This window comes from Pseudomonas sp. Marseille-Q8238 (assembly GCF_965111915.1).
Map to the genome: position 1 here is coordinate 3,401,512 of NZ_CBCOPI010000001.1, position 23,040 is coordinate 3,424,551.

Sequence of the window (23,040 nt, forward strand, 5' to 3'; positions counted from 1 at the left end):
CTGATAAAGCCTGATGGGGGCAACCAATGAGTGAGCGCATCCCCGCACAGATCATCGAAACGATCGATCCGCGCCAACCAATCCGCCTGACGCCTTCCCAGGCCGGCGGGCCGATCCACACCCGCAGTTTCACGGGTCGCTTCCGCAACCTGCGCCTGTATGGCGCAGGCCTGTTGTTCCTGATTTTCTTCGGCACCGCCTGGCTCGACTGGGACGGCCGCCAGGCCGTGCTGTGGAACCTGGCCGAACACCGCTACTACATCTTCGGCGCGACCTTCTGGCCGCAGGACTTCATCCTGCTGTCGGCGCTGCTGATCATCGCGGCCTTCGGCCTGTTCGCGATCACGGTGGTCGCCGGGCGTGTCTGGTGCGGCTACAGCTGCCCGCAGAGCGTGTGGACCTGGGTGTTCATGTGGGCCGAGAAGATCACCGAGGGCGAGCGCAACCAGCGCATCAAGCTCGACGCCGCGCCCTGGACGGTCGGCAAGCTGCTGCGCCGTACCACCAAACATGTCATCTGGCTGGCGGTGAGCCTGCTCACGGCGCTGACCTTCATCGGCTACTTCACACCGATCCGCGAGCTGAGCCAGGAACTGTTCACCCTGCAACTCGATGGCGCCACGCTGTTCTGGGTGCTGTTCTTCATGGCCGCCACCTACATCAACGCCGGCTGGTTGCGCGAGAAGGTCTGCGTGCACATGTGCCCCTACTCGCGTTTCCAGAGTGCGATGTTCGACCAGGACACCCTGCTGGTGGCCTATGACGCCAAACGCGGCGAAGGTCGTGGCCCGCGCAAGAAAGGCAGCGACTACAAGGCCGAAGGCCTCGGCGATTGCATCGACTGTCAGATGTGCGTGCAGGTCTGCCCGACCGGTATCGACATCCGCGACGGCCTGCAGATCGACTGCATCGGTTGCGCCGCCTGCATCGACGCCTGCGACTCGATCATGGACAAGATGGGCTACGCCAAGGGCCTGGTTGGCTACCACTCCGACCGCGAACTGCAAGGTGGCACTACCCACCTGCTGCGGCCACGTCTGGTGGGCTACGGCGTTGCGCTGACACTGATGATCGGGGCCTTCGTCTGGGCACTGGAAGCGCGCTCCATGGTGTCCATCGATGCCGCCAAGGATCGCAGCATGTTCCGCGAGAACGCCCTTGGGCAGATCGAGAACACCTACCGCCTCAAGGTGATCAACAAGACCCAGGAACCGCAGCGCTATCACCTGGCCCTCGTGGACACCCCCGGCATGCGCCTGGATGCACCCGCACACCTGCTGTTGGCCCCGGGCGAGATTCTCGACGTGCCGGTGACCGTGGTGCTAACCGCCGAGCAGGTCGGTGCGACGGCGACCCGCGTACGCTTCGAGATCAGCAACCTGGCCGACACCCGCGAACGCATGCAGGCGCAAAGCACCTTCATCGCGCCGAGCGGGCGCTGAGTGAACTGAGCGCAGGCTTGTCCACCCCAGGCACGGCGCCGCACCGCCGTGCCTGTTCTTCCCCGGAGCCCCGTACAGCGTGAGCAGCTTCAGTCGCATGAATGCGCAACTCCCCGTAGAGTGTGACCACTTGCTGGCCGCCCCTACGGACACGATGAAACGCTACGAGAAATTCGCCGACCAGATCGCCGAGCTGATCCGCTCCGGCGTACTCGCCCCAGGCGAGAAAGTGCCTTCGGTACGGCATGCCAGCCGCACCTACGGCGTCAGTCCGTCCACCGTGTTCCAGGCGTATTACTTGCTGGAGGACCGTGGGCTGATTACCGCCCGCGCGCGCTCCGGTTACTTCGTTCGCGAACTGAGCGAGCATTCGCTGGCCGAGCCGGAAACCAGCGCACAGCCCGCGCAGACCACCGAAGTGGATGTCAGCGAACTGGTGTTCTCGGTACTCGGCTCCCTGAAAGACCCGCACACCGTACCCTTCGGCTCGGCCTTCCCCAGCCCGCAGCTGTTCCCCCTGCAACGCCTGGCGCGCTCCATGGCCCATGGCCTGCGCGACATGCCCGGCCATGCGGTGATCGCCGACATGACCGCCGGCAACCCCGACCTGCGCCGCCAGATTGCCCTGCGCTACATGCTCAGCGGCGTACGCCTGCCACTGGATGAGCTGGTGATCAGCAATGGCGCGCTGGAAGCCCTCAACCTGTGCCTGCAGACCGTCACCGGCCCCGGCGACCTGGTGGCCATCGAAGCCCCGGCGTTCTATGCCACCCTGCAAGTGCTCGAGCGCCTCAAGCTCAAGGCCGTGGAAATCCCGGTCAACCCGCGCGAAGGGGTCGACCTGGACATACTCGCCGAGCGTCTGGCCAGCCTGCCGATCAAGGCCTGCTGGTTCATGAGCAGCCTGCAGAACCCACTCGGCGCCAGCATGAGCGATCCGCGCAAGCAGGAACTTTACGAACTGCTGGTCAAGCATCAGGTGCCGTTGATCGAGGACGATGTCTACGCCGAGCTGTATTACGGCGCCCAGCCGCCGAAGCCGGTGAAGAGCTTCGACCGTGACGGCCTAGTGATGCACTGCGGCTCGTTCTCCAAGAGCCTCGCCCCCGGCTACCGGGTGGGCTGGGTGGCCGGGGGCCGCTATGCCGAGCAGATCAGCCGACTCAAGCTGATGACCACCATCTCGCCCTCGGTACCAGCCCAGGCCGCCATTGCCGACTACCTGCAACACGGCGGCTACGACCGCCACCTGCGCAAGCTGCGCCACGCCCTGGAAACCCAGCAAGGCGCCATGCTCGCCTCCGCCGCCCGGCATTTCCCTGCGGGCACACGGGTCACTCGGCCCAGTGGTGGCTACTTCCTCTGGTTCGAATTCCCCGAACAGGTCGACTCGCTGCAACTGTTCCAGCTCGCCCTTGCCCAGGGCATCAGCCTGGCACCCGGGCCGATCTTTTCCGCTACCCGCCGCTTCCGCAACTGCGCCCGCCTCAACCATGGCCACCCCTGGGACGAACAGAGCGAACGCGCCATGGAACTACTGGGACGAATCCTGGCCTCATTCTGACGGACAGGATGACGACTGGAAGCTCTTGCAGGGTGCGCAGCGCGCACCAGCAGGACTGCTCATCACTTCACTACGCACAAGCCAGGGGCGCGCCACCCTCGCAACAAAGAAGGTGCTTGCGCCCACACACCGAGCCACCAAAAAGGCATAGCTTTAATCCATAGAAAGACCCGAGGTACCGCCCAGCTGATGCGTGGTAAAGCTGACGTCAAAAAATAGTGGCATAATGACACCACTCCGTCACACACGACGGCAGATGCTGTGGAGTACCGATCATGAGCCGCGATACCGAAACCGATGTGACAGAAGTGCTCAGTGACGAGCAACGCCTGACGCTGTTGGAAAAACGGGCAACCCGCGATCGTTTCATGCTCTGGGGCGTTTCAGGCGTCCTGCTTCTGGTTCTGCTCGTCTGGTTGACCACCGGCCTGATGCGCCTGTTCAGCAACGACGAAGCCCTAACCCCCTCGAGCCCAGAAATCCAGGCCCTGCAAAAGCAGGCCACTGGCTTCGAAGAGCAACTGGCTCGGATCGAACTGCAACTGGCACAACAGAACACCCGCATCGTGACACTCAGCGCTGCCCAATCGAGCGTCAGTGCCAGTCCCTCGGCACCGGTCGCGAGCGGCGAGCGAAGCGACACCCTCCAACAGGTGGCCAGGCTGATGATCAGCCAGGAGCAAACCTTCCAGGGAAGCCTGACTGCACTGAAGACCGGCATGCGTGACCTGGCAGCCATGATCCCGGGCTCGCGCAGCTGGCTGGAGTACTACAACGAATCCCTCGATAAACCGTTGGCCGAAAGCCAGACGCGGGTCAAGCAACTGCAACAGTGGTCCACGGGTAAACCCGTACAAAGCCCGACCGCGCCATGACCCTGGGTACTTCGCTGCTGGCATTTCTGGCAGCCGTCAGCCTGCTGACGATCACCCCGGGTGTCGACACCGCACTGGTCCTGCGAGCCGCTACCTTGGGAGCGCCAAAACGCGCGATAGCTGCAGCCTTGGGTATCGGCGCCGGTTGCCTGTTGTGGGGCGCTGCCGTAGCCCTCGGCCTCGGCGCCTTGCTGGCAGCCTCCGAGCTGGCATTCAACCTGCTCAAATGGATCGGCGCCACCTACCTCGCCTGGCTGGGCCTGAACATGCTGCTTCGTCCTCGCAACGAGGTCATCGGCGCCGTCGCCGAACAGCGTGGCAATGGCGCAACTGACTGGTTCCTCAAAGGCTTGCTCGGCAACCTGCTCAACCCCAAGGTTGGCGTCTTCTATGTGTCCTTCCTGCCGCAGTTCATACCGGCCGGCGTCTCGGTCAGCAGCTACAGTTTCGTTCTCGCCCTGCTGCATGTTCTGCTTGGGCTGCTCTGGGCTGGCGTCCTGATCATCGCCACCCGGCCACTCGCCAACCTGCTGCGCAGCGCATCGATGATCCGTCTGCTGGACCGCCTGACGGGTTCGGTGCTGCTGGTATTCGCCACCACCCTGGCACTGTCCCGACGCTGAGCCTGCATACCGCCATTTGCGTGCCTACGCTTCTTCCGTACACTGCGCGACAACCAAAGAGGCAGGGAGTGCAGCATGCACCGCACAGTCACCTGGGCTTGCACCGCAGCGTGCCTGCTCTACGCTCAGATCGGACATGGCGCCACGCCGTCGAACGACCCCCTTCTCGATAGTCCCCTTCCCAGCGCCTCCACAGGCGAACGCACTGCACGCGGCGTCTTGCGCGCCCGCGACCAGGCAATGCTGTCCAGCGAGCTGGCCGGCCGCATCATTGAAATGCCCTATGCCGACGGCCAGGACTTCAAGAAAGGCGATGTGCTGGTGCGTTTCGATTGCAGCGCCTACCAGGCCCAGCTCAATGCCTCGCAGGCTGCCGTGCGCGCTGCCCGCGAAGAACTCAGCCACAACAAGCAACTGGCGGCACTGAATTCGGTTGGCCGTTTCGAAGTTGCCCTGGCCGAGGCCAAGCAGGCCCAGGCGCAGGCCGAAGCGCAGGTCTATCAGGTACAGGTCAAGCGCTGCAGCGTTACCGCCCCGTTCAATGGTCGAGTGGTACAGCGCAAGGCACAGCCGCACGAAAGCGTACCCGGCGGCGCCCCGTTGCTGGAGATCGTCGATAACCGCACCCTGGAAGTCCATCTGCTGGTGCCATCGAGCTGGCTCGGTCACTTGAAGCCCGGTGAGCATTTCGCGTTCACCCCGGATGAAACCGGCCAACCGCTGCAGGTCGAGGTCAAACGCCTGGGTGCACGCATCGACGAAGGCAGCCAGACTCTGCTGCTGATCGGCACCCTGCCTTCTGACAGCAGTGGCTTGCTGGCCGGTATGAGTGGCAGTGCACGCTTTCCGGGGTCGCAATGAACGCACCGCTCCCCGGTTTGGCCGAGCGCGTTTTCGCGCAGTTTCTCGTACTCGAACGTCAGGCACGCGCAGCCAAGGATATCGACAGCCTCGCCTACGCCCTGGCCAATGATGCCCAGGGTCTGTTCGGCTACCGGCATGCCGCCCTGTTGATAGCCGGCAAGGTGCGTGCCTTGACCGGCATCAGCGTGGTCGAGCCCAACGCCCCCTTCGTTGCCTTCGTCGAGAATGCCGCCAGCCAGCTCCTGGCCCAGGGGCGCTCGGCGCAAGCCCAGGTCGTCATCGCCGATTCGCTAAATGGCCCATCCCAGGCCGACTGGCAAAGCCTGTCGGCGGCCGCCGTATTCTGGTTGCCGCTGCTGGATAGACAGCAGCAACCTTTCGGCGGCCTGTGGATCGCCCGCGAACAACCCTGGAGTGAAGCCGAACAAGCCTTGCTGATGCAGCTTGGCGACGCTTATAGCCATACCTGGCTGGCGCTCCAGCCGGGCAAGCCCTGGCGTTTACGCTGGCCGCGCAAAAAAATCATCGGAGTGGCCTTGGCTGCCCTGCTGCTGTTATTGCTGCCCGTACGCCAATCGGTACTCGCGCCGGCGCAGGTGGTACCACTCGGCGGCCAGATCGTTGCCGCCCCCCTCGACGGCGTGATTGCCGAGTTTCTGGTAAAGCCCAATCAGGCGGTTAACAAAGGGGACATCCTGCTGCGTTTCGATGCCACCAGCATCAAGGCCCAGGCCGACGTTGCCGAGCGCAGCCTGAATGTCGCCGAGGCAGAACTCAAGGCCAACGCCCAACGCGCCTTCAGCGATGCCGACTCCAGCGCCCGCATCGACCTGTACGCCGCCCGCGTGGAACAGAAACGCGCCGAACGCGACTACGCCCGTCAATTACTGGCGCGCAGCGAAGTCCGTGCCGAGCGCGACGGGATCGCGGTGTTTGCCGATGCCCAGCGCTGGACCGGTAAACCGGTGCAAACCGGCGAGCGCCTGATGGAAATAGCCGACCCGAATCAGGCCGAATTGCGTATCGAACTGGCGGTGGGTGATGCCCTGGATTTCAAACCAGGCACTGATATCGCCCTGTTCCTTGACAGCGATCCGCTGCATCGCCACGCCGCACGCCTGCTACGCAGCGCGTATGAGGCCCAGCAGACGGCCAGCGGCCAGTTGGCCTACCGCCTGGATGCCGAATTCGAGCAGGCACCACCCCGTATAGGCCTGCGCGGTACAGCGAAAATCTTCGGTGAGCGCGGGCCACTGGCTCTCTATCTATTAAGGCGCCCGTTCGCCTCCCTGCGCCAGACAGTGGGCCTGTAGATGCAACTGCCCGCCCTGCGTGCCGACTTGCAACTGTCCCCAGCAAGCCCAGCACTGGACGGCTCACCGCAATGGACCCTTGCTGACCCGTTACGCGGTCGTTATTTCAAACTCGGCGCGCCCGCCATGCGCCTGCTCCGGCATTGGCAACTGGGCAATGCCGCACGTGTGCTACAGGCCGCCAACCGCGAACCTGGTATCCCACTGGGCGAAGCGGAGATCGAGGAATTGCTGCGCTTCCTGCGCGGCCACGACCTGATCACCGCCACGGACGACGAACAGAGCGCCAGCTACGCTGCCAAGGCCGCCCAGCAACGGCATGGTCTGTGGCAGAGCCTACTGCACCAGTACCTGTTCTTCCGCATTCCGCTGTGGCGTCCCGACGCCTTTCTCAACCGCACCTGGCCATGGCTCGAGCGCCATGGCCCGAACCTGCTGCGCTTCGGCCTGCCGCTGCTGCTGTGCCTTGGCGTGTTTCTCGCCGCGCGCGACTGGGAACGCTTCATCGCCACCTTTCCGCACCTGTTCAGCCTGGGCGGCGCGATGTCCTTCGCCATCGCCCTGACCTTCGCCAAGCTCTGCCATGAATTCGGCCATGCCTACATGGCCAAGCGCGCCGGCTGCCGGGTACAGAGCATGGGCCTGGCCTTCATGGTCATGCTGCCGATGTTCTACACCGATGTCAGTGACGCCTGGCGCGTCAACGACCGACGTTCGCGCCTGTTGATCGGGGCCGGTGGCGTACTCGCCGAGCTGCTGCTGGCCTGTATCGCCCTGCTCGCCTGGTCGCTCTTGCCAGACGGCCCCGCGCGCACGGCAGCCTTCATGCTGGCTAGCGCCACCTGGATCACCACATTGCTGATCAACCTCAACCCCTTCATGCGCTTCGATGGCTACTTCCTGATCAGCGATCTGTGGGGGGTGGACAACCTGCAAGGTCGAGCATTCGCCCTGTGTCGCTGGCGCCTGCGCGAAGCCCTGTTCGGCTACGGCGAACCGGCTCCGGAACCCTGGTCGCCGAGCATGCAGCGCAAGTTGCTGGTCTGGGGCTATGGCTCATGGCTGTGGCGCGCAGCGCTGTTTCTCGGCATCGCCCTCGCCGTCTACCACATGTTCTTCAAGCTGCTCGGCATCTTCCTGATGCTGGTCGAACTGGCCTGGTTCATCGGCCTGCCGATCTGGCGCGAGATGCAGGAATGGAGCAAGCGTCGCGCCCAAGCCCATCCGGGCAAGGTCGTGTTGCTGGGGGCCACCCTGCTCGGCCTGCTGGCACTGTTGCTGCTGCCCTGGCGCAGCACCGTGGAAATCCCCGCCATGCTCGAGGCGTCGCGCAGTACCGCGCTGCACGCCCCCACGGCGGCCCGCCTGAAGGTACTGCATGCCCAGGAAGGCCAGCAGGTCAACGAAGGTGACGTGCTGCTGGAACTGGAATCCCCCGATCTGGATGCCCGCCTGAGCATCGTGCGCAGTCAAGTCAGCATCCTGCAGTTGCAACTGCGCCGCCAGGCCGGGCGTAGCGAGACCATCGCCGACATCGGCATCCTCGAACAGCAACTGGCCGAAGCCGTGGCCGAATACCGTGGTCTGACGGCGCAACGCGAACGCCTGCAGATTCGCGCTCCCGCAACCGGCACCGTACGCGACCTGCTGATTGGCCTGGAGCCCGGCCTCTGGCTCTCGCCGCACAGCGTACTGGTACGGCTGGTAGAACCCGGCCTGCGCCTGCGCGGCTACCTGCCGGAAGAAGCGCTGTGGCGCGTGGAGCCAGGCAGTGAAGGTCGCTTCATCATGGACGATCCGTCCCGCCCGGCCCTCGCCGTGCGCCTGGACGAAGTGGACACCACCGGCGCCACGCATATCCAGCTCGAAGCACTGACCTCCGATCACCACGGCCCCATCGCCGTACGCCGCACCGCACAGCAGGAGGCTGAACCGCTCCAGGCGCAATACGGCGTCAACCTGAGCCTGCCCGACTCGCCGCCAGCTCCCGCGCAGCCCCTGCGTGGCCTGGTATTGCTGGAAGGCAGGGGTGAATCGGTGCTGGGTTTTATCTGGCGACGCGTGGCAGCGCTGGGCGTGCGCGAAAGCGGCTTCTGAGACCTGACCAGCCGAGCAAAAAACTGAGTGACCCGCTTGCGCGGTCAATAGAAACAGAGAATAGTTCCCCGATATTTTCGGCGCTTGATCTGGCCTGCACCACACGGAGGTTCCCATGAAGTTTCTCGACCTGTTCAAGCGTCAGGCCAGCCCATTTACCGCACAGCGTGCACCGCTGGCTTCTGCCCTCGAACCGCGCATGCTGTTCGACGGCGCGATTGCCGCTACTGCTGTCGACGCAGCCACCTCAGCCGAACCCCAGCCAAACGCAGCAACTGCCAATGACACGGCCCTGCATGATGCCGTGCCGCCCGCAGCCACCAGTGATCAGCGCCAGGAAGTGGTGTTTATCGATGGCAAAGTCGACAACAAACAACAACTGATCGCCGGTCTCAAGCCGGGCACGGAAGTGGTGGTGCTCGACAGCAGCAAGGACGGCCTGCAGCAGATTGCCGACTACCTGAAGGGACGTTCCGACGTCGATGCCATCCATCTGCTGAGCCACGGTTCCGACGGCACGGTCGAACTGGGAAACACTTGGTTGAATGCCCAGAATATCGGCCAGCACAGCCAGGCGCTCAATGCCATTGGCGCGGCCCTGACCGCCGATGGCGATATCCTGCTCTATGGCTGCAGTACCGCCGAAGGCACGCAAGGCACCGCACTGCTCAATGAACTGGCGCGTTTGACGCAGGCAGATGTGGCCGCATCCAACGATGCGACAGGCGCAGCCGACAAAGGTGGCGACTGGCAGTTGGAGCGCCAAGTCGGCCAGATCGAGTCGGCACCGCTGAACCTTGATGGGTATAAGAGTCTACTGGCAGCCCCTGCAGATCAGGGCTTCGACAACCATCCAAATGTCCCTTATGAGTTCACGGGGCCCCAGACCATCGATGGCATCACCTACAGCCTCATCTCGCCTGCCGGTGGCACAACCACCATAACCGCTACTAACGACTTCAGCATAACCCCAGCGGATGCAAACAAGCCCCATGGCTATGACCTGGCCCTCATCTTCAATCTGGATGCGAACAACGTCGTTCAAAGCGGGCCTCTGGATGCCCGGATAAGCTCTGCCGATGGTAGTGAATTCAGCATGGTATCGATGGAAATCGATACCGGAGCTTTTATTCCAGACCCAGAAAGTCCGGGCGCAACAAACCCGAACCTGACCATCAAGGGCTATCTCAATGGCGTTGAGGTGGCATCCGATACCGTGAATACTGGCGTCTCTGATGCAAGCGGCTCCATTACCTATACCAAAAATGCTATCGCGGCTGGCTTTGGCGGCACGCTGACCTTCTCCAGTGCCTGGCAGTATGTTGATGAAATCAGGATCACAGGAACCGACACTGTCGTTGCCATCGATGACCTGAATTTCGCCGCCGCTGTACTCCCCAGCGCCGCCCCCGTGCTCACCACCAGTGGCGGCAGTGCGGGCTTTGTCGAAGGCAACAATGTCGCGTCCACTCCGGTGGCCATCGACCCCGGCCTGACCCTCAGCGACCCCGACAGCCCGACCCTGGCCAGCGCCAAAGTGGTGATCAGCGGCAACTTCCAGGCCGGCGAGGATATCCTAGGGTTCAGCCAGAACGCCGCAACCATGGGCGATATCACCGGCAATTACAACGCTAGCACCGGCACCCTGACCCTGACCTCCAGCGGCGGCGCTAGCGCAGCTCAGTGGCAGGCAGCGCTGAGGTCGGTGACCTATACCAACAGTTCGGAAAGCCCCAACACCAGCAACCGGACCATCAGCTTCAGCGCCAATGACGGCACGAACGAGAGCAACGCCGGAACCCGGGTCGTCACCGTAATGGCCGTCAATGACACGCCGATCGCCACCACCACCGGCGGCACCGCGACGCACACCGAAGGCGGCGGTGCCATCGCCATCGACAGCGGCCTGACGCTCAGCGATCGGGACAGCAGCACCCTGACCAGTGCCACGGTCAAGATCAGCAGCGGCTTGCAGAGTGCCGAGGACTTTCTGTGGATCACCCTGGGCCCCAATACCGGCAACATCGATGCCAGCTACAACACCAACTCCGGGGAAATGCTCCTGAGCTCCGCCGGCGCCACTGCCACTCTGGCCCAATGGCAGGCCGCTCTGCGGGCCGTAACCTATACCAACAATTCGAATTCGCCCAATACTGGCGATCGCACCATCACCTTCACAGTCAATGACGGCACCAGTGAAAGCGCGGCCGCGACCAAAACCATCAACGTGATCGCCGTCAACGATGCACCGATCGTGGCCTACCCCATAGCCAACCAGAACGCCACCCAAAACGCGACCTTTAGCTTTCAATTTGCTGGCAACACCTTCAACGACCCGGACGGTGACACGCTGACCTACACCGCCCAACTGGCCGGCGGCGGCGCCCTGCCCGCCTGGCTCAGTTTCAATGCCACCACCCGCACTTTCAGCGGTACGCCGGACAATGGCGATGTCGGCCCCCTGACCATCGTGGTCACCGCCAGCGATGGCCACGGTGGTACGGTTACCGATGACTTCACGCTCACGGTAGCCAACATCAACGATGCGCCGACGGTGGTCCACCCCATTGCCGACCAGCAGGTGAGGCAAGGTTCGGCCCTCAACTTCCAGTTCGCCAACAATACCTTCAACGATATTGATGTCGGCGACAGCCTAAGCTACACGGCCGAATTGGCCGGAGGTGGGGCGCTACCCGCCTGGCTCAGTTTCGATCCCCTGACACGGACCTTCAGCGGCACGCCGGGCGCCGGCGAGGTCGGTGCGCTGAGCATCAAGGTAACAGCCAATGACGGCAACGGCGGCAACGTCGCCGATACCTTCACACTCACCGTCACCAGCGCCAACCCGGTCGTGAGCGACGTCAGCGCCTTCGGCACCAACGGCAATGGCCCCTACAAAGTGGGCGACACCATTACCGTGGTCGTGGCGTTCGATCAGCATATCTACGTCTCCGGCGGCACGCCGACCCTGCTGCTGGAAACCGGCAGCATCGATCGGATTGCCACCTATGCCGGCGGCTCAGGCACCAACACCCTGTTCTTTACCTACACCGTCCAGGCGGGCGACCGCAGCGCCGATCTGGACTACCACTCCAGCACCGCCCTGGCGCTCAACGGCGCCACCATTGCCAATAGCCAGTCGGACAATGCCGTAATAAGCCTGCCCACCCCCGGCAGCGCCGGCTCCATGGGGGCGAACACCAGCATGGTGATCGACGGTATCGCGCCCACCATAAACTGGGGATCCGTACCCGCCGACGGCACCTATGTCGCTGGGGATGCGCTGGACTATACCCTTAACTTCTCAGAAGCCGTCACGGTTGATACCAGCGGCACCACGCCGTACCTGGAAATAAATATCGGTGGCCAGATCCGTCATGCCGAATACCTGAGCGGCTCAGCGACCAGTACGCTGGTGTTTCGCTACATCGTGCAGAGCGGTGACAACGATGGCGATGGCATCGTGTTGTCCAACAACGTCCAGTTCACGGGCAACAGCATCCATGACGCAGCCGGCAACCCCCTGGACCCGACGTTTACCGCCAACGCCACCCCCGGCATCCGGGTCGATGCACTGGCTCCCGAAGTCACCGATATCACCCTTGACGGCCCTGCCGGGCCGGGCACCCTGGTGTTTACCGTGACTTTCAGCGAGAACGTGAGTGGTGTGACCGCCAACGACTTCAGCCTGCTGACCACCGGCAGTGCCAGCGGCGCACTGAGCTCGGTGACGCAAATTTCGCCCAACACCTACCGCGTCACCATCGACACGGTCGGTGGCCAAGGCACCCTCGGTCTGACCCTTAATGCCGCCAATAGCGGCATCGTCGATAGCCACGGCAATGCCCTGGCAGTATCGTTCAGCACACCGGGCTACGCCGTGAATACACCGACACCAACGGCACCTTCCCTACTGCCACCGGCGCCCAGCGGCGACCCGCAACTGATGGCCTACCCGCCGGTCGAGGCCCCGCCACCTGCCACCGGCGTACTGTGGCCCAGCGCACCGGGCCTGGACACAGCCGGCCTCACCTCGCCGCTGCTCCCGGCCCCTTTGTTCGAGCAACGCACCCTGGGCAGCGGCATTCCGCCTCTGGGCAATATCTTTATCAACAACGGCGCCCTGGCCCCGAGTTTCATTGCTCAAGTCTTCGGCAATAGTGACAGCAGCAATGGCTCCGGCACTGGTTTCCTCGGCTTTGGTGGTGGTGAGGGCGGCGTATTTGGCTCTAGCACCCTGAGCAGCATTTTCAGCACCGGAATCCCCGAGCCCACGTCCTTGCAAGCGTTTGGCAGCCAATCCATCAGTGATATCAACCAGGGGCTGCGCGGGGTCTTCGGCGCACCAACACTGGGACAACAGTTGCACGACCTGAACCAGGGCGAACAACGCCAGCTACGTGATTTGGCACTGGCTCTGAGCCAGTTCGAGTTCACTGAACCGAACGTTTGAATACAACACATCAAAAAGAAAAGTTGAGCCGTTTTTAGGGGGCGGCACAGGGATGAATAAAAACCAGAAGTTGTTCGGAGCCAGCCTGCTTGCGCTGGCGATCAGTGGATGCGCCGTCACCAGCCAACCCATCGAGCGCAGTGCCAGCGAGCAGCGCGCCCAGAGTGACCTGCAAAGCATGTTCAAGGATCAGGAGCCCCTCAACGCCCCCCTGACCCTGCATGACGCCATGGCCCGCGCCGTCAAATACAACCTCGAAGCGCGCCTTAAAGTGATGGAAGAAGCCATGGCCCAGCGCCAGGTCGATCTGGCCACCTTCGACATGTTGCCGCGCATGGCTGTCTCGGCCGGTTATGCGGGCCGCAACAACGTCAGCGCCTCCAGTAGCCAGAGCGTCAACACCGGCACCCAATCCCTCGAGCCCTCCACGTCGCAGGACCGTGACCGTGGCGTGGCAGACCTGACCATGGTCTGGAACGTGCTGGACTTCGGCGTCGCCTATGTCAGTGCCAAGCAACAGGGTGACCAGCGCCTGATCGTGCAGGAGCGACGCCGCAAGGTGCTCCATACCATCATTCAGGATGTGCGCTCGGCCTATTGGCGCGCCGTCGCCGCTGACCGACTGCTCACGCAGATAGACAGCCTCATGGCACGCGTCGACCAAGCACGCAGTAATAGCCAGCACCTGAGCACACAGCGTATTGGTGACCCTGTCCAGGCCCTGAGCTACCAGCGCGCGCTGATTGAAGCCACACGCCAACTGGAAGACCAGCGCCGTGCACTGTCGCTGGCCAAGACTGAACTGGCGGCGCTGATCAATCTGCCGATGGGCACTGCTCTTACCCTGGCCCCGGCAGGTGACTATGCGGTGCCAGAACTCAAGATCGAGATGGCTCGCCTCGAGCAACAGGCCCTGGCCAGCCGCCCCGAGTTACGCGAGCAGGACTATCAGGCGCGCATCAGCGCCGCAGAAACCCGCAAGGCCATGCTGCGCCTGCTGCCCGGCCTGGAGTTTTCCGCCGGTGGGCATTACGACAGCAACTCGTTCCTGGTCAATCAGAGCTGGGCCGACTATGGCGTGAAGGTGACCTGGAACCTGTTCAACGTTCTCTCCGCACCCGCCGCCATCGACGTGGCCAAGGCTGGCCAGCAGGTCGCCGAAGCCCGACGCCAGGCAATGTCGATGGCAGTGCTCGCCCAGCTGTATGTGGCCAATGCCAACTTCAATGAGGCACGCCGTCAGTTCGCTACCAGCCAGCAATTGGCCGGCCTGGACGAGCAGATCGCCGAGCAGTTGCGTAATCGCTACAAGGCACAGGGTATTGGCGAACTGGATCTGATCCAGGGTGAATTGAACACCTTGCAGGCCCACCTGCGCCGCGACCTGGCCTATGCCGAACTGCGCAACAGCTACGGTCAATTGTTTGCCAGTGCCGGGTTTGACCCGCTGCCAGAGGAACTGCCCTCGACCCAGTTGAGCGTCATTGCCCAGGCATTGAGCACCAGCGAGGACCGCTGGAGTCAGGGCAACATTCAGTAAGCCCCAAGCCTTCTTCAAGCCGCCTGCCAGGGCGGCTTTTTTATTTGGCGAATGCCTCTTACAGGCTCGCTGCACGTGCGCATGCAGGGAGCGTCATGCACACCTAGGGTAGGCCTTACACACCCAGCATTCGCTCTACTGGCAGTATGCCAATCGACTCTGTATCACTACTCTGTATCACTACGGCGCCTATCACTCTGGTCTAGCCTGCGGATGGATCAGGAACTGGCCGGCCTGGCCATCCACACCGGGCGTGCCGGCTGTGCCAGGCTGGCCATCTACACCCGGGTTACGGAAGACCTTGATGCCGGTTGGCCGCTTGACCAGTTGTCCGCTACCGCCCGCCCCACCCAGGCCGGCCGAGCCAGCCGCAGCACCAGCACCACCCGCCGTCAGTATCTGCACACCTGGGCCGTAGTTGCTGATGGGTATGTAGCCCTCGTCACTGAGGCTCCAGTAACGCACTCGGACATCTCCACCACGACCGCCTGCCCCACCGGTGCCGCCGGCGCCACCCGTACCGCCCGTACCTCCAGCACAGGCATCGGATGCACCGCCCGCACCACCATTACCACCCGCGCCCCCTACACCACCTGAGCCTCCCCGCGTATCCAGCAACATTGAACCGAAACGGCGCAAACCCAGGGCCAGCTCCAGGCTGACACCATCACCACCGGCTGTTCCGGGCTGACCTTCATGCCCGGCCGGCCCTGCATCGCAACCTCTGGCATCAACCACTGCCACCCCATCAGCACCAGCCTGACCCTCATGACCGGCAGCCAGCAGGCGGACATCACGGCCGATCCAGGCTTCGGCTGCCAGGATCTGAACACGCTGCAACCCCGGCACGATGCGCAAGGTTGCTCCATCTTCGAGCACCAACCGTTCGAGGCGCAGCACGGGCTGCCCGATTACGTGCTCCTGGCCAGCAGCCACGGTCAGTTCCTGTGCATTGATACAAGCCGCGCTCAGGCTGGCCAAGCAGAACAAAGCAACGCGCATATCCACCACTCCCCGTGCAAAAGATAGCGACTCTCCTGCAAGCCGCAGGCCAGTCGATTGCCTGCGCCCTATCGGCGCACAGGCTCGGAGAAATGCACGGTAGAAGTCCTTCCATCTATCAAAAATCAGCCAATAATCAATATAAGTCATTGATACATAAGACTTTACAAAATTGGCAAGGTATATGCTTTAGGGGAAGCGGCTTAAAAGAATTAGCGATAAACGCTAACGCACTTAGAGGGAATGCCCCCTCAACACTATCGAGCACTCAGGAGTATGAACATGCTGAAGAAATTGACCCTGGCGGTCTCCGTCGCTTCCACGCTTGCATTCAGCGGCCTCGCCGTCTCCGAGCCCTTCAAGAGCCCAATCGGTGAATTCGATGTGAGCATGACCGCTACTCTGGCCAGCGACTACATCTGGCGCGGCCAGTCGCAAACGGCAGGCCATGGCGCGATTCAGGGCAGCCTGGACGTGGCGCATGAAAGTGGTCTGTATGCAGGCATCTGGGCCTCCAACGTCGACGATCTGGCCTTCCCGGGCAACAAGAGCGGTGCCGATATCGAGGTCGACTATTACATCGGCTACGGCCACAGCTTCACCGACGACATCTCCGCCGACATCAGCCTGGCCAAGTACACCTACCCGGAAGCCAACGGCTGGAATGGCTATGAAGTGATCCCGACCATCAGTGCCTACGGCTTCACGCTGGGCTACAAATACGGTGTCGAGACTGGCGTGCACCCGTCCTATACCTGGGTCGCCTATGAGTATGAGCTGCCCTATGAAATCGGCATCTCGGCGTCCTATGGCCTGACCGATCAGAAGGCGGGCGGCAAGGACTACAACGACTGGAGCGTCGGCCTGAGCAAGACCTTCGTCGGCCTGGGCTTCTCCCTGACCTACACCGATACCAACATCTCCGGTGAAACCTGCGAAGCCACCTACGGCGACTCGGACTATTGCGACTCCAACGTCACTCTGGCGGTCTCCAAATCGTTCTAACGACGAAAAGCGGGCGCCTCGAAGCGCCCGGTTGATTCAAGTCCTTGGTTGAGCCGCCCGCAGAGGCGGCTTTTTTTCGCCCGGAGAATGGGCCTGTTCACGCCTCACGTCGTTACAAGCCGAAGGCCATCGCGCCGGTACTCCGGGTCGATGAAGCGTGACCTGCGCGGCCCGCCCCATCCTACGAAAGGCCGTTGGAATGCCATTCGATTCAGGTCGCGCCCCTAACTCGTCTGCGACTCACCAGGTGCCCGTACCCCGCCCCGCTCCAGCCAACGGGCCAGCAAGGGAGCCAGCTCCTCCAGCGGTCGATAGCCATTGGTGAGCAAGGCGAACTGACCATCACGTTCGGCCAGCAAGGTCGGGAACCCCGCGATGCCAAGGCATTGCACCCACTCGAAATCAGCAGCGGTAGCCGCCAGCATCTGGTCGCTGTCGAACAGCTCGGCGAACTCGATCCGGGGAATCCCGGCGCGCTCGGCCAGTTCGGCCAGCAAGGGGCCTCGTGTCACATCGAGCCCGTCCACGTAGAAGGCATACTGGATAAGCCGCAGCAATGGCCAGACGCTGTCCTGATCGAGACGGCGGGCCGTCACCAGCGCCCGGCAGGCCGGCTCGGTGTTGTAGACCAGGCCTTCGGGCAATGCAGTGGTGAAGGGCTGCCCAGTCATGGCATGGACATTCTGCCAATAGCCGAGAATGCGCGCTTCGTTCAGAGGATCGAGTGCGGCTTGCTCCTGGCGCAAGCCACCCAGCACGGTATGCAAGGGCACGCCGGAAGCAGCAGCCTGTTTAGCTAGCGCCTCGACAACCGGAGCGAAGCCCCAGCACCAGGAACACATCGGGTCCATTACGTACAGCAGACGGGTCGTCATCCACGGCTCCTGGTGCAGTTGCTCAAGGTTACTGATCGGCCTGGCGCGGGTTGTGGCCAATCGGATGGGGCAGGTTACGCGCCTTGGCCAGTTCGATCTGCTTCTGCCGCTCACGGGCGCCGGCTCGCGTCTTCTCCGACAGCGAGTCCCAGCAGTGCGGGCAACTGACACCCGGCACGTAATGCTCGGACTGCCGCGCAGCCTCGTCGATAGGCGTACGGCAAGCATGGCACTGGTCGTAATCGCCTTCGGAAAGATCGTGACGCACGGTGACCCGATTGTCGAACACGAAACAATCACCCTGCCATTTACTTTCGGTCTGTGGCACTTCTTCCAGGTATTTCAGGATGCCGCCCTTGAGGTGGAACACCTCTTCGAATCCCTCGCCCAGCATGTAGCTGGAGGCCTTTTCGCAACGGATGCCGCCGGTGCAGAACATGGCCACTTTCTTGTGCTTGCTCGGGTCGTAGTGCGCCTTGATGTAGTCCGGGAACTCGCGGAACGATTTGGTCTGCGGGTCGATCGCGCCCTCGAAGGTGCCGATGGCCACTTCATAGTCATTGCGCGTGTCGATCAACAGCACCTCGGGGTCGCTGATCAGCGCGTTCCAGTCCTTCGGATCGACATAGGTGCCAACCTGACGGTTGGGGTCGACGCCTGGCACGCCCAGGGTGACGATCTCTTTCTTGAGCTTGACCTTGGTGCGATAGAACGGCTGCTCGTCACAATAGGATTCCTTGTGATCGATGTCGGCCAGGCGCGGGTCGAGGGCAAACCAGGCGAGCAAGGCATCGATCGCTTCGCGGGTGCCGGAAACCGTCCCGTTGATGCCTTCTTCGGCGAGCAGCAGCGTGCCTTTGACGCCGCTGTCGAGCAGGGTTTGCAACAGGGGTTCACGCAGCGCGACGTAGTCCGTCAAGGAAACGAACTTGTACAGCGCCGCCACGACGATGGGAGCAGTCATGCGGATATCCTCAGTGGTCACCCACGTAAAGGGCGGACCGGGAAAGTAAAAGGGCGCGCATTCTACCAGCAAAAACGCCGCCCAGCCTTACACGGGCGACCTAGCGGCGCCGATCCAGCAGATTGACCACCAGGCGATCCAGCCAGCCCCACAGACGCTGCTGGAAACGTTTGAACAAAGGCCGGTTCTGCCAATCCTGCAGGGTGATTTCCCGGCTATCGCTGAAGTCGCTGATGAAGCAGTCGGCCACCGCAAGGGTGAACGCCGGGTCCAGGGCCTCGAGGTTGGCCTCCAGGTTGAAGCGCAGGTTCCAGTGATCGAAATTGCACGAGCCCACGCTCACCCAGTCGTCCACCAGCACCATCTTCAGGTGCAGGAAACGCGGCTGGTATTCGAAGATACGCACCCCGGCGCGCAGCAGGCGGGGGTAATAACGCTGCCCGGCATAACGCACCGGTGGATGATCGGTATTGCGCCCGGTGAGCAGCAGGCATACATCCACACCACGTCGCGCTGCCTTGATCAGGGTGCGGCGAACCTTCCAGCTCGGCAGGAAGTAAGGCGTGGCCAGCCATACCCGTTGCCGCGCGTGGTTAACGCTGCGCAGCAGCGATTGCAGGATATCGCGATGCTGGCGGGCGTTGGCATAGGCCAGGCGCCCCAACCCGGCGCCGATGGGCGGGCTGGGCGGCAAGTGGGCGAGGCCTGGGCCATGCTCCGGCTTCCAGGGCAGCCGAGCCTGGCAGGCCTGCCACTGATAATCGAACAACGCACGCCAATGCTGCACCAACGGTCCCTGGATGCGCGCCATCACTTCATGCCAGGCGCTGTGGGGCGCCTGCGGGTCCCAGAAAGCATCCGTCGAACCGGCACCGCCAATGAATGCCTGGTCCTCATCGATGACCAGGATCTTGCGGTGATCGCGATACAGATTGCGCACGCCACGTCGCCAATTCAGCGGGTTGTACAGGCGCAATTCGATCCCCGCCCGAGCCATGCGCTGACGCAGTGCACTGCCCAGGCGCAGGCTGCCGAAGTCGTCGAACAGGCAGCGTACCTTCACACCACGCTGCGCTGCCGCCTCAAGCGCAGCGACCAGGGTGTCGCTGCAACGGCCATCCTCCACCAGGTACAGCTCCAGCGCCACATCCTGCCGAGCTCCGGCAATCGCCTCGAGCATCAGCGGGAAAAACCGCTCGCCATCGACGAGCAGCTCAAAGCGGTTACCGGACTTCCAGGGGAAGATCGCTCCACTCATCGTGCGGTGAAAATCAGCACGGCGCCCACGGGCACCGACAGGCTGATGGCCGGCAGCCCGGCGATCTTGCGCAGTGCCTCGACACCATCGGTCAGGCCGAAGTCGGCGGCATTCAACACCAACGGCGCCAAGGTCACGACCTGAAAGCGCTGATCATCCAGACGCGTCGCCAGCAACCCGGCCATGTAGCCGTGCTTGCGTCCGTTGAGCTGCACCTGGATGGGCAGGCGCAACTCAAGTTGCGCCCCCGGCGCCAGGTCGGTAATGAGCGCCTGCCGCACGGTGGCCATGACCTGTGCCTCGGGAAATTTGGCGGTATCGAACAGCAAGGTACGCAGGCGCTCATCACGCAAAGGAATACCGGTGCTCACCGAGTCCAGATCGACACGCAGGCGGGCCTGGCCCTTTTCATCGATTTGCCCGTGCAATGTGAGAAAACGGTGCACTTCGGACTGGCTGGCAGCCTTGGTGGAAATGAACGACAGACGAGATGACTCGTTATCCAGATACCAGTCTGCCTGTGCGGGGACGCTCAGGCAGGCGGCGAGAAGAAAGGTATGGAACTTGAGCATGGCACCACTGAACATCGAAGGTTGACCGCAACGATAGCGAGCCACGCCGGGATTGCAAACCGCCAGCGCGCTTTCAAAGCAACCGTCAAGGCAAGGGGTCGGCCTGCGGCTGCAACTGACAGCCCGCTCTCTGGCCCAGCCAGGCAGCCGTCTGGCTGCTACCCAAGCCACGCGCGGTCACGCGTTTATGGGCACTGTCATCGAGGAAATCGCTCAGCGGCAGGTACTGTTTGACATAGCCAGCGCAGTAGTCGGCCGGGTTGCCGACCACGTAGCGGCACGAGCAATACTCCTTGGCCGAATAGGCGCCAACGATGCCCGGAAACGCCGCCAGGTGCTCACGGTTGTTCCAGCCCCACACGGCAATAGCCAGCACCAACAGACACAACACGCTCAAAAACAGATGACGCTTGATCATGGCTGTTCTCCCGCGAAGGCGGCCAACGCACGCTTGAGCAACTCGTTGTGCTGATAACTGCCGTCACGATCATCGGCAAAACGCACGATGACCAGTTTCTCTTCCGGCAACACATACAACGCCTGTCCCCAATGCCCCAAGGCGGCAAAGGTCTGCTCCGGGGCATCTGGCCAGGGCTTGGCCGAGTCAGGTAATGCGCTGTTGAGCCACCATTGACCACCTGGAACAGCGTTATTCGGTTTCTGCGGATCGGCATGATAGTTGGCAAATGGCGTCCGATTGAATGCCACCCATGCCGGCGGCAGCACTTGGCGCTCGCCCCAGCGCCCGTCGCGCTGCATGAGCAGACCGACGCGCGCCGTATCACGCGTAGTCATGTAGGCATAGGAAGACGCAACGAAAGTGCCACTGGCATCCTGCTCCCAGACGGCAGAGGTAATACCCAGCGGCTCGAACAGGGCCGTCCAGGGGTAGTCACGATAACGCTCATCACCGAGCATCTGTTTGAGCGCAGCCGCCAGTACATTGCTGTCACCGCTGGAATAACGGAAACGCGCACCGGGCAGAGCATCCAGACCGTGACTGGCGGTGAAGGCGGCCATATCGCCACGCCCACGGGTGTAGAGCATGGCCACCACCGAGGACTTCAGCGGTGCGTATTCGTAGTCTTCCTGCCAGCCCAGCCCCGATGCCCAGTTGAGCAGGTGGCCCATCTTCACCGAGGGATGGCTGGAGAAAGGCGCGTAGTGTTTGGCCACGGCATCATCGAGACGGAAATGCCCCTCGGCGAACGCCACGCCGAGGACACTGGCGAACAGACTCTTGCTCATCGACCAGAGCAGGTGCGGCGTCTGCGCCGTGGTGGGCGCCGCATAATGCTCGTACACCACCACGCCATCGCGGACCACCAGCAACGCGTCGGTACGCACACCTTTGCGCCCGCTGTCATCACGAGCCGGGAAGGCATAGGCCTGCAGCGCCTCGACAGCCGGGGTGCTCGGCGCCAATTGCGTCTGCCAGTCGGCGGCGGGCCAGGTATCTGCCAGCAGCGAGCTGGCGAACAGGGAATACAAGGCGCCGACAGTCAGGCAGCGCAGCAGGACAAGGGGCATGGGGCGCTCTCGCTAGCAGTGAAGCGCGAACCCTAGCATGTCGGCGATGACCGATAACAGCTGCAAACCGGCCCATCTGCAGGACTGGACCAGCGCCTGCCGCTGGCCCTGAAACCATTCAATCCGGCAGGCGATAGTCCTGCTGGGTCATCAGGTCCAGACCGCACTCCAGGTTCTCGATCCAGTCGAGGAAGGCGCCGATCATGGCCTCACCGACAAAGGGCCGGCCGTGCTGCGGCACGATCATCGCCACATCCATTTCCCGCACCATCTTCACCCACATGCGGCAGACCTTGTTGCAGGCCATGTAGCGTCGGTGGAAGCCAGCCATGCTGGGAATATGGTTGACGAAATCGACCACGGGCGAAGCATCGTCGACCAGCGAAGCGCCCATGTCGCCGGAGAACAGGATCTTGCTCACCGGGTCATAGAGCTGGAAGTTGCCCACCGAATGCAGGAAGTGCGCAGGTACCGCCACCAGCTTGTTCTTGCCGAGGGTGAACGACTGGCCGCGATCCGGCAGCGCGATGATGCGGTCGTAGGTGTTGATGCCATGACTCAGGGACAGGTAGTTGGCGGTCAGGTGCGGCAGAAAGCGCGCCCACAGCTTTGAGCAGATCACCCGGGCGCGGGTATGCAGTAGCCATTTGTCCAGCGAGGCGATGATGTCCGGGTCCTGGTGCGAAGCGAAGATGTAGGTCAGCGCCTGCACCGAGATGTGCTTGGACAGCTCGAGGGACAAAGGCGTGTAGGTCAGATCTCCGCCCGGATCGAGCAACAGGGTCTGCTCATGATCGGTGATGAGAAACTGGTTGGACTGCACACCTTCGCCGCTGACCAGGTCATCGAACATCAAACATTGGTGGCTGCCGTTATCGAACAGCACGATGGGCTCGCGACGCATGAAAACCTCTGAGGAAGAACGCGAAGCGAGCTTAAGCGAAGCACCAATGCGGCTTACTGACCTGGATCAAACAGGGCTGCATGCAGGCCAGCTTCGCCTGCTGGATACCGTGAGGTTATCGAAGCAGCACACCATTTTCCTATCGCCCCTCCTCAACTG

Annotated in this window: 18 protein-coding genes; 10 read left to right on the forward strand and 8 right to left on the reverse strand. The window is 62.5% G+C overall.

The features are described from left to right. Positions 1-26: 26 nt before the first annotated feature. From ccoG to ACWPW0_RS15930, 9 genes are all read left to right on the forward strand, one after another. On the forward strand, positions 27-1,442 hold the full coding sequence (gene ccoG, locus ACWPW0_RS15890; protein ID WP_454255814.1) for a cytochrome c oxidase accessory protein CcoG: 1,416 nt from the start codon (positions 27-29) through the stop codon (positions 1,440-1,442). Between the two features lie 154 nt (positions 1,443-1,596). Continuing rightward, positions 1,597-3,006: a GntR family transcriptional regulator MpaR gene (gene mapR, locus ACWPW0_RS15895; RefSeq protein WP_447595683.1), complete on the forward strand. Its 1,410-nt coding sequence runs from the start codon at positions 1,597-1,599 to the stop codon at positions 3,004-3,006. Positions 3,007-3,281: 275 nt separating this feature from the next. Next, positions 3,282-3,881 (forward strand): hypothetical protein, encoded by a 600-nt coding sequence (locus ACWPW0_RS15900; RefSeq protein WP_454255815.1) that lies wholly within the window; start codon positions 3,282-3,284, stop codon positions 3,879-3,881. Then, positions 3,878-4,504 carry a LysE family translocator gene (locus ACWPW0_RS15905; RefSeq protein WP_454255816.1) on the forward strand — a complete coding sequence of 209 codons (627 nt, stop codon included), beginning with the start codon at positions 3,878-3,880 and terminating at the stop codon, positions 4,502-4,504. The genes ACWPW0_RS15900 and ACWPW0_RS15905 overlap by 4 nt, the downstream gene beginning before the upstream one ends. Positions 4,505-4,579: 75 nt before the next feature. Then, positions 4,580-5,365: an efflux RND transporter periplasmic adaptor subunit gene (locus ACWPW0_RS15910; protein WP_454255817.1), complete on the forward strand. Its 786-nt coding sequence runs from the start codon at positions 4,580-4,582 to the stop codon at positions 5,363-5,365. Beyond that, positions 5,362-6,681, forward strand: coding sequence for an efflux RND transporter periplasmic adaptor subunit (locus tag ACWPW0_RS15915; RefSeq protein WP_454255818.1), 1,320 nt, complete (start codon positions 5,362-5,364; stop codon positions 6,679-6,681). The genes ACWPW0_RS15910 and ACWPW0_RS15915 overlap by 4 nt, the downstream gene beginning before the upstream one ends. Continuing rightward, entirely contained in the window at positions 6,682-8,778 is a 2,097-nt protein-coding gene (locus ACWPW0_RS15920; RefSeq protein ID WP_454255819.1) for a site-2 protease family protein, read from the forward strand. A 115-nt stretch (positions 8,779-8,893) separates the two neighbouring features. Next, on the forward strand, positions 8,894-13,231 hold the full coding sequence (locus ACWPW0_RS15925; RefSeq protein ID WP_454255820.1) for a DUF4347 domain-containing protein: 4,338 nt from the start codon (positions 8,894-8,896) through the stop codon (positions 13,229-13,231). Between the two features lie 52 nt (positions 13,232-13,283). Continuing rightward, positions 13,284-14,771, forward strand: coding sequence for a TolC family protein (locus ACWPW0_RS15930; RefSeq protein ID WP_454255821.1), 1,488 nt, complete (start codon positions 13,284-13,286; stop codon positions 14,769-14,771). A 192-nt stretch (positions 14,772-14,963) separates the two neighbouring features. On the opposite strand, the gene ACWPW0_RS15935 is transcribed toward ACWPW0_RS15930, so the two are convergent. Next, on the reverse strand, positions 14,964-15,773 hold the full coding sequence (locus ACWPW0_RS15935; RefSeq protein WP_447592911.1) for a hypothetical protein: 810 nt from the start codon (positions 15,771-15,773) through the stop codon (positions 14,964-14,966). A gap of 282 nt (positions 15,774-16,055) precedes the next feature. On the opposite strand from ACWPW0_RS15935, the gene ACWPW0_RS15940 reads away from it, so the two are divergent. Next, on the forward strand, positions 16,056-16,778 hold the full coding sequence (locus tag ACWPW0_RS15940) for a TorF family putative porin (protein ID WP_454255822.1): 723 nt from the start codon (positions 16,056-16,058) through the stop codon (positions 16,776-16,778). A gap of 224 nt (positions 16,779-17,002) precedes the next feature. Here ACWPW0_RS15940 and ACWPW0_RS15945 read toward each other — a convergent pair whose 3' ends face one another. From ACWPW0_RS15945 to ACWPW0_RS15975, 7 genes are all read right to left on the reverse strand, one after another. Further along, the gene (locus tag ACWPW0_RS15945) at positions 17,003-17,653 is read right to left on the reverse strand and encodes a DsbA family protein (RefSeq protein WP_454255823.1); all 651 of its coding nucleotides are present in this window, start codon (positions 17,651-17,653) and stop codon (positions 17,003-17,005) included. 28 nt (positions 17,654-17,681) lie between these two features. Next, positions 17,682-18,617: an oxygen-dependent tRNA uridine(34) hydroxylase TrhO gene (gene trhO, locus ACWPW0_RS15950; protein WP_454255824.1), complete on the reverse strand. Its 936-nt coding sequence runs from the start codon at positions 18,615-18,617 to the stop codon at positions 17,682-17,684. 100 nt (positions 18,618-18,717) lie between these two features. Then, positions 18,718-19,875 carry a phospholipase D-like domain-containing protein gene (locus ACWPW0_RS15955; RefSeq protein ID WP_454255825.1) on the reverse strand — a complete coding sequence of 386 codons (1,158 nt, stop codon included), beginning with the start codon at positions 19,873-19,875 and terminating at the stop codon, positions 18,718-18,720. After that, entirely contained in the window at positions 19,872-20,462 is a 591-nt protein-coding gene (locus ACWPW0_RS15960) for a YceI family protein (RefSeq protein WP_454255826.1), read from the reverse strand. Before ACWPW0_RS15960 ends, ACWPW0_RS15955 begins: the two co-directional genes overlap by 4 nt. 70 nt (positions 20,463-20,532) lie before the next feature. Beyond that, on the reverse strand, positions 20,533-20,865 hold the full coding sequence (locus ACWPW0_RS15965; protein ID WP_454255827.1) for an amidase: 333 nt from the start codon (positions 20,863-20,865) through the stop codon (positions 20,533-20,535). Then, the gene (locus tag ACWPW0_RS15970) at positions 20,862-21,977 is read right to left on the reverse strand and encodes a serine hydrolase domain-containing protein (RefSeq protein WP_454255828.1); all 1,116 of its coding nucleotides are present in this window, start codon (positions 21,975-21,977) and stop codon (positions 20,862-20,864) included. The genes ACWPW0_RS15965 and ACWPW0_RS15970 overlap by 4 nt, the downstream gene beginning before the upstream one ends. 118 nt (positions 21,978-22,095) lie before the next feature. Further along, positions 22,096-22,881 (reverse strand): oxygen-binding di-iron domain-containing protein, encoded by a 786-nt coding sequence (locus ACWPW0_RS15975; RefSeq protein ID WP_447592922.1) that lies wholly within the window; start codon positions 22,879-22,881, stop codon positions 22,096-22,098. Positions 22,882-23,040: the final 159 nt, after the last annotated feature.

Bases quoted from the DNA above. Each gene is read 5' to 3' on its own strand.
- ccoG (WP_454255814.1), top strand. From the start codon at position 27: ATGAGTGAGCGCATCCCCGCACAGATCATCGAAACGATCGATCCGCGC.
- mapR (WP_447595683.1), top strand. From the start codon at position 1,597: ATGAAACGCTACGAGAAATTCGCCGACCAGATCGCCGAGCTGATCCGC.
- ACWPW0_RS15900 (WP_454255815.1), top strand. From the start codon at position 3,282: ATGAGCCGCGATACCGAAACCGATGTGACAGAAGTGCTCAGTGACGAG.
- ACWPW0_RS15905 (WP_454255816.1), top strand. From the start codon at position 3,878: ATGACCCTGGGTACTTCGCTGCTGGCATTTCTGGCAGCCGTCAGCCTG.
- ACWPW0_RS15910 (WP_454255817.1), top strand. From the start codon at position 4,580: ATGCACCGCACAGTCACCTGGGCTTGCACCGCAGCGTGCCTGCTCTAC.
- ACWPW0_RS15915 (WP_454255818.1), top strand. From the start codon at position 5,362: ATGAACGCACCGCTCCCCGGTTTGGCCGAGCGCGTTTTCGCGCAGTTT.
- ACWPW0_RS15920 (WP_454255819.1), top strand. From the start codon at position 6,682: ATGCAACTGCCCGCCCTGCGTGCCGACTTGCAACTGTCCCCAGCAAGC.
- ACWPW0_RS15925 (WP_454255820.1), top strand. From the start codon at position 8,894: ATGAAGTTTCTCGACCTGTTCAAGCGTCAGGCCAGCCCATTTACCGCA.
- ACWPW0_RS15930 (WP_454255821.1), top strand. From the start codon at position 13,284: ATGAATAAAAACCAGAAGTTGTTCGGAGCCAGCCTGCTTGCGCTGGCG.
- ACWPW0_RS15935 (WP_447592911.1), bottom strand. From the start codon at position 15,773: ATGCGCGTTGCTTTGTTCTGCTTGGCCAGCCTGAGCGCGGCTTGTATC.
- ACWPW0_RS15940 (WP_454255822.1), top strand. From the start codon at position 16,056: ATGCTGAAGAAATTGACCCTGGCGGTCTCCGTCGCTTCCACGCTTGCA.
- ACWPW0_RS15945 (WP_454255823.1), bottom strand. From the start codon at position 17,653: ATGACGACCCGTCTGCTGTACGTAATGGACCCGATGTGTTCCTGGTGC.
- trhO (WP_454255824.1), bottom strand. From the start codon at position 18,617: ATGACTGCTCCCATCGTCGTGGCGGCGCTGTACAAGTTCGTTTCCTTG.
- ACWPW0_RS15955 (WP_454255825.1), bottom strand. From the start codon at position 19,875: ATGAGTGGAGCGATCTTCCCCTGGAAGTCCGGTAACCGCTTTGAGCTG.
- ACWPW0_RS15960 (WP_454255826.1), bottom strand. From the start codon at position 20,462: ATGTTCAGTGGTGCCATGCTCAAGTTCCATACCTTTCTTCTCGCCGCC.
- ACWPW0_RS15965 (WP_454255827.1), bottom strand. From the start codon at position 20,865: ATGATCAAGCGTCATCTGTTTTTGAGCGTGTTGTGTCTGTTGGTGCTG.
- ACWPW0_RS15970 (WP_454255828.1), bottom strand. From the start codon at position 21,977: ATGCCCCTTGTCCTGCTGCGCTGCCTGACTGTCGGCGCCTTGTATTCC.
- ACWPW0_RS15975 (WP_447592922.1), bottom strand. From the start codon at position 22,881: ATGCGTCGCGAGCCCATCGTGCTGTTCGATAACGGCAGCCACCAATGT.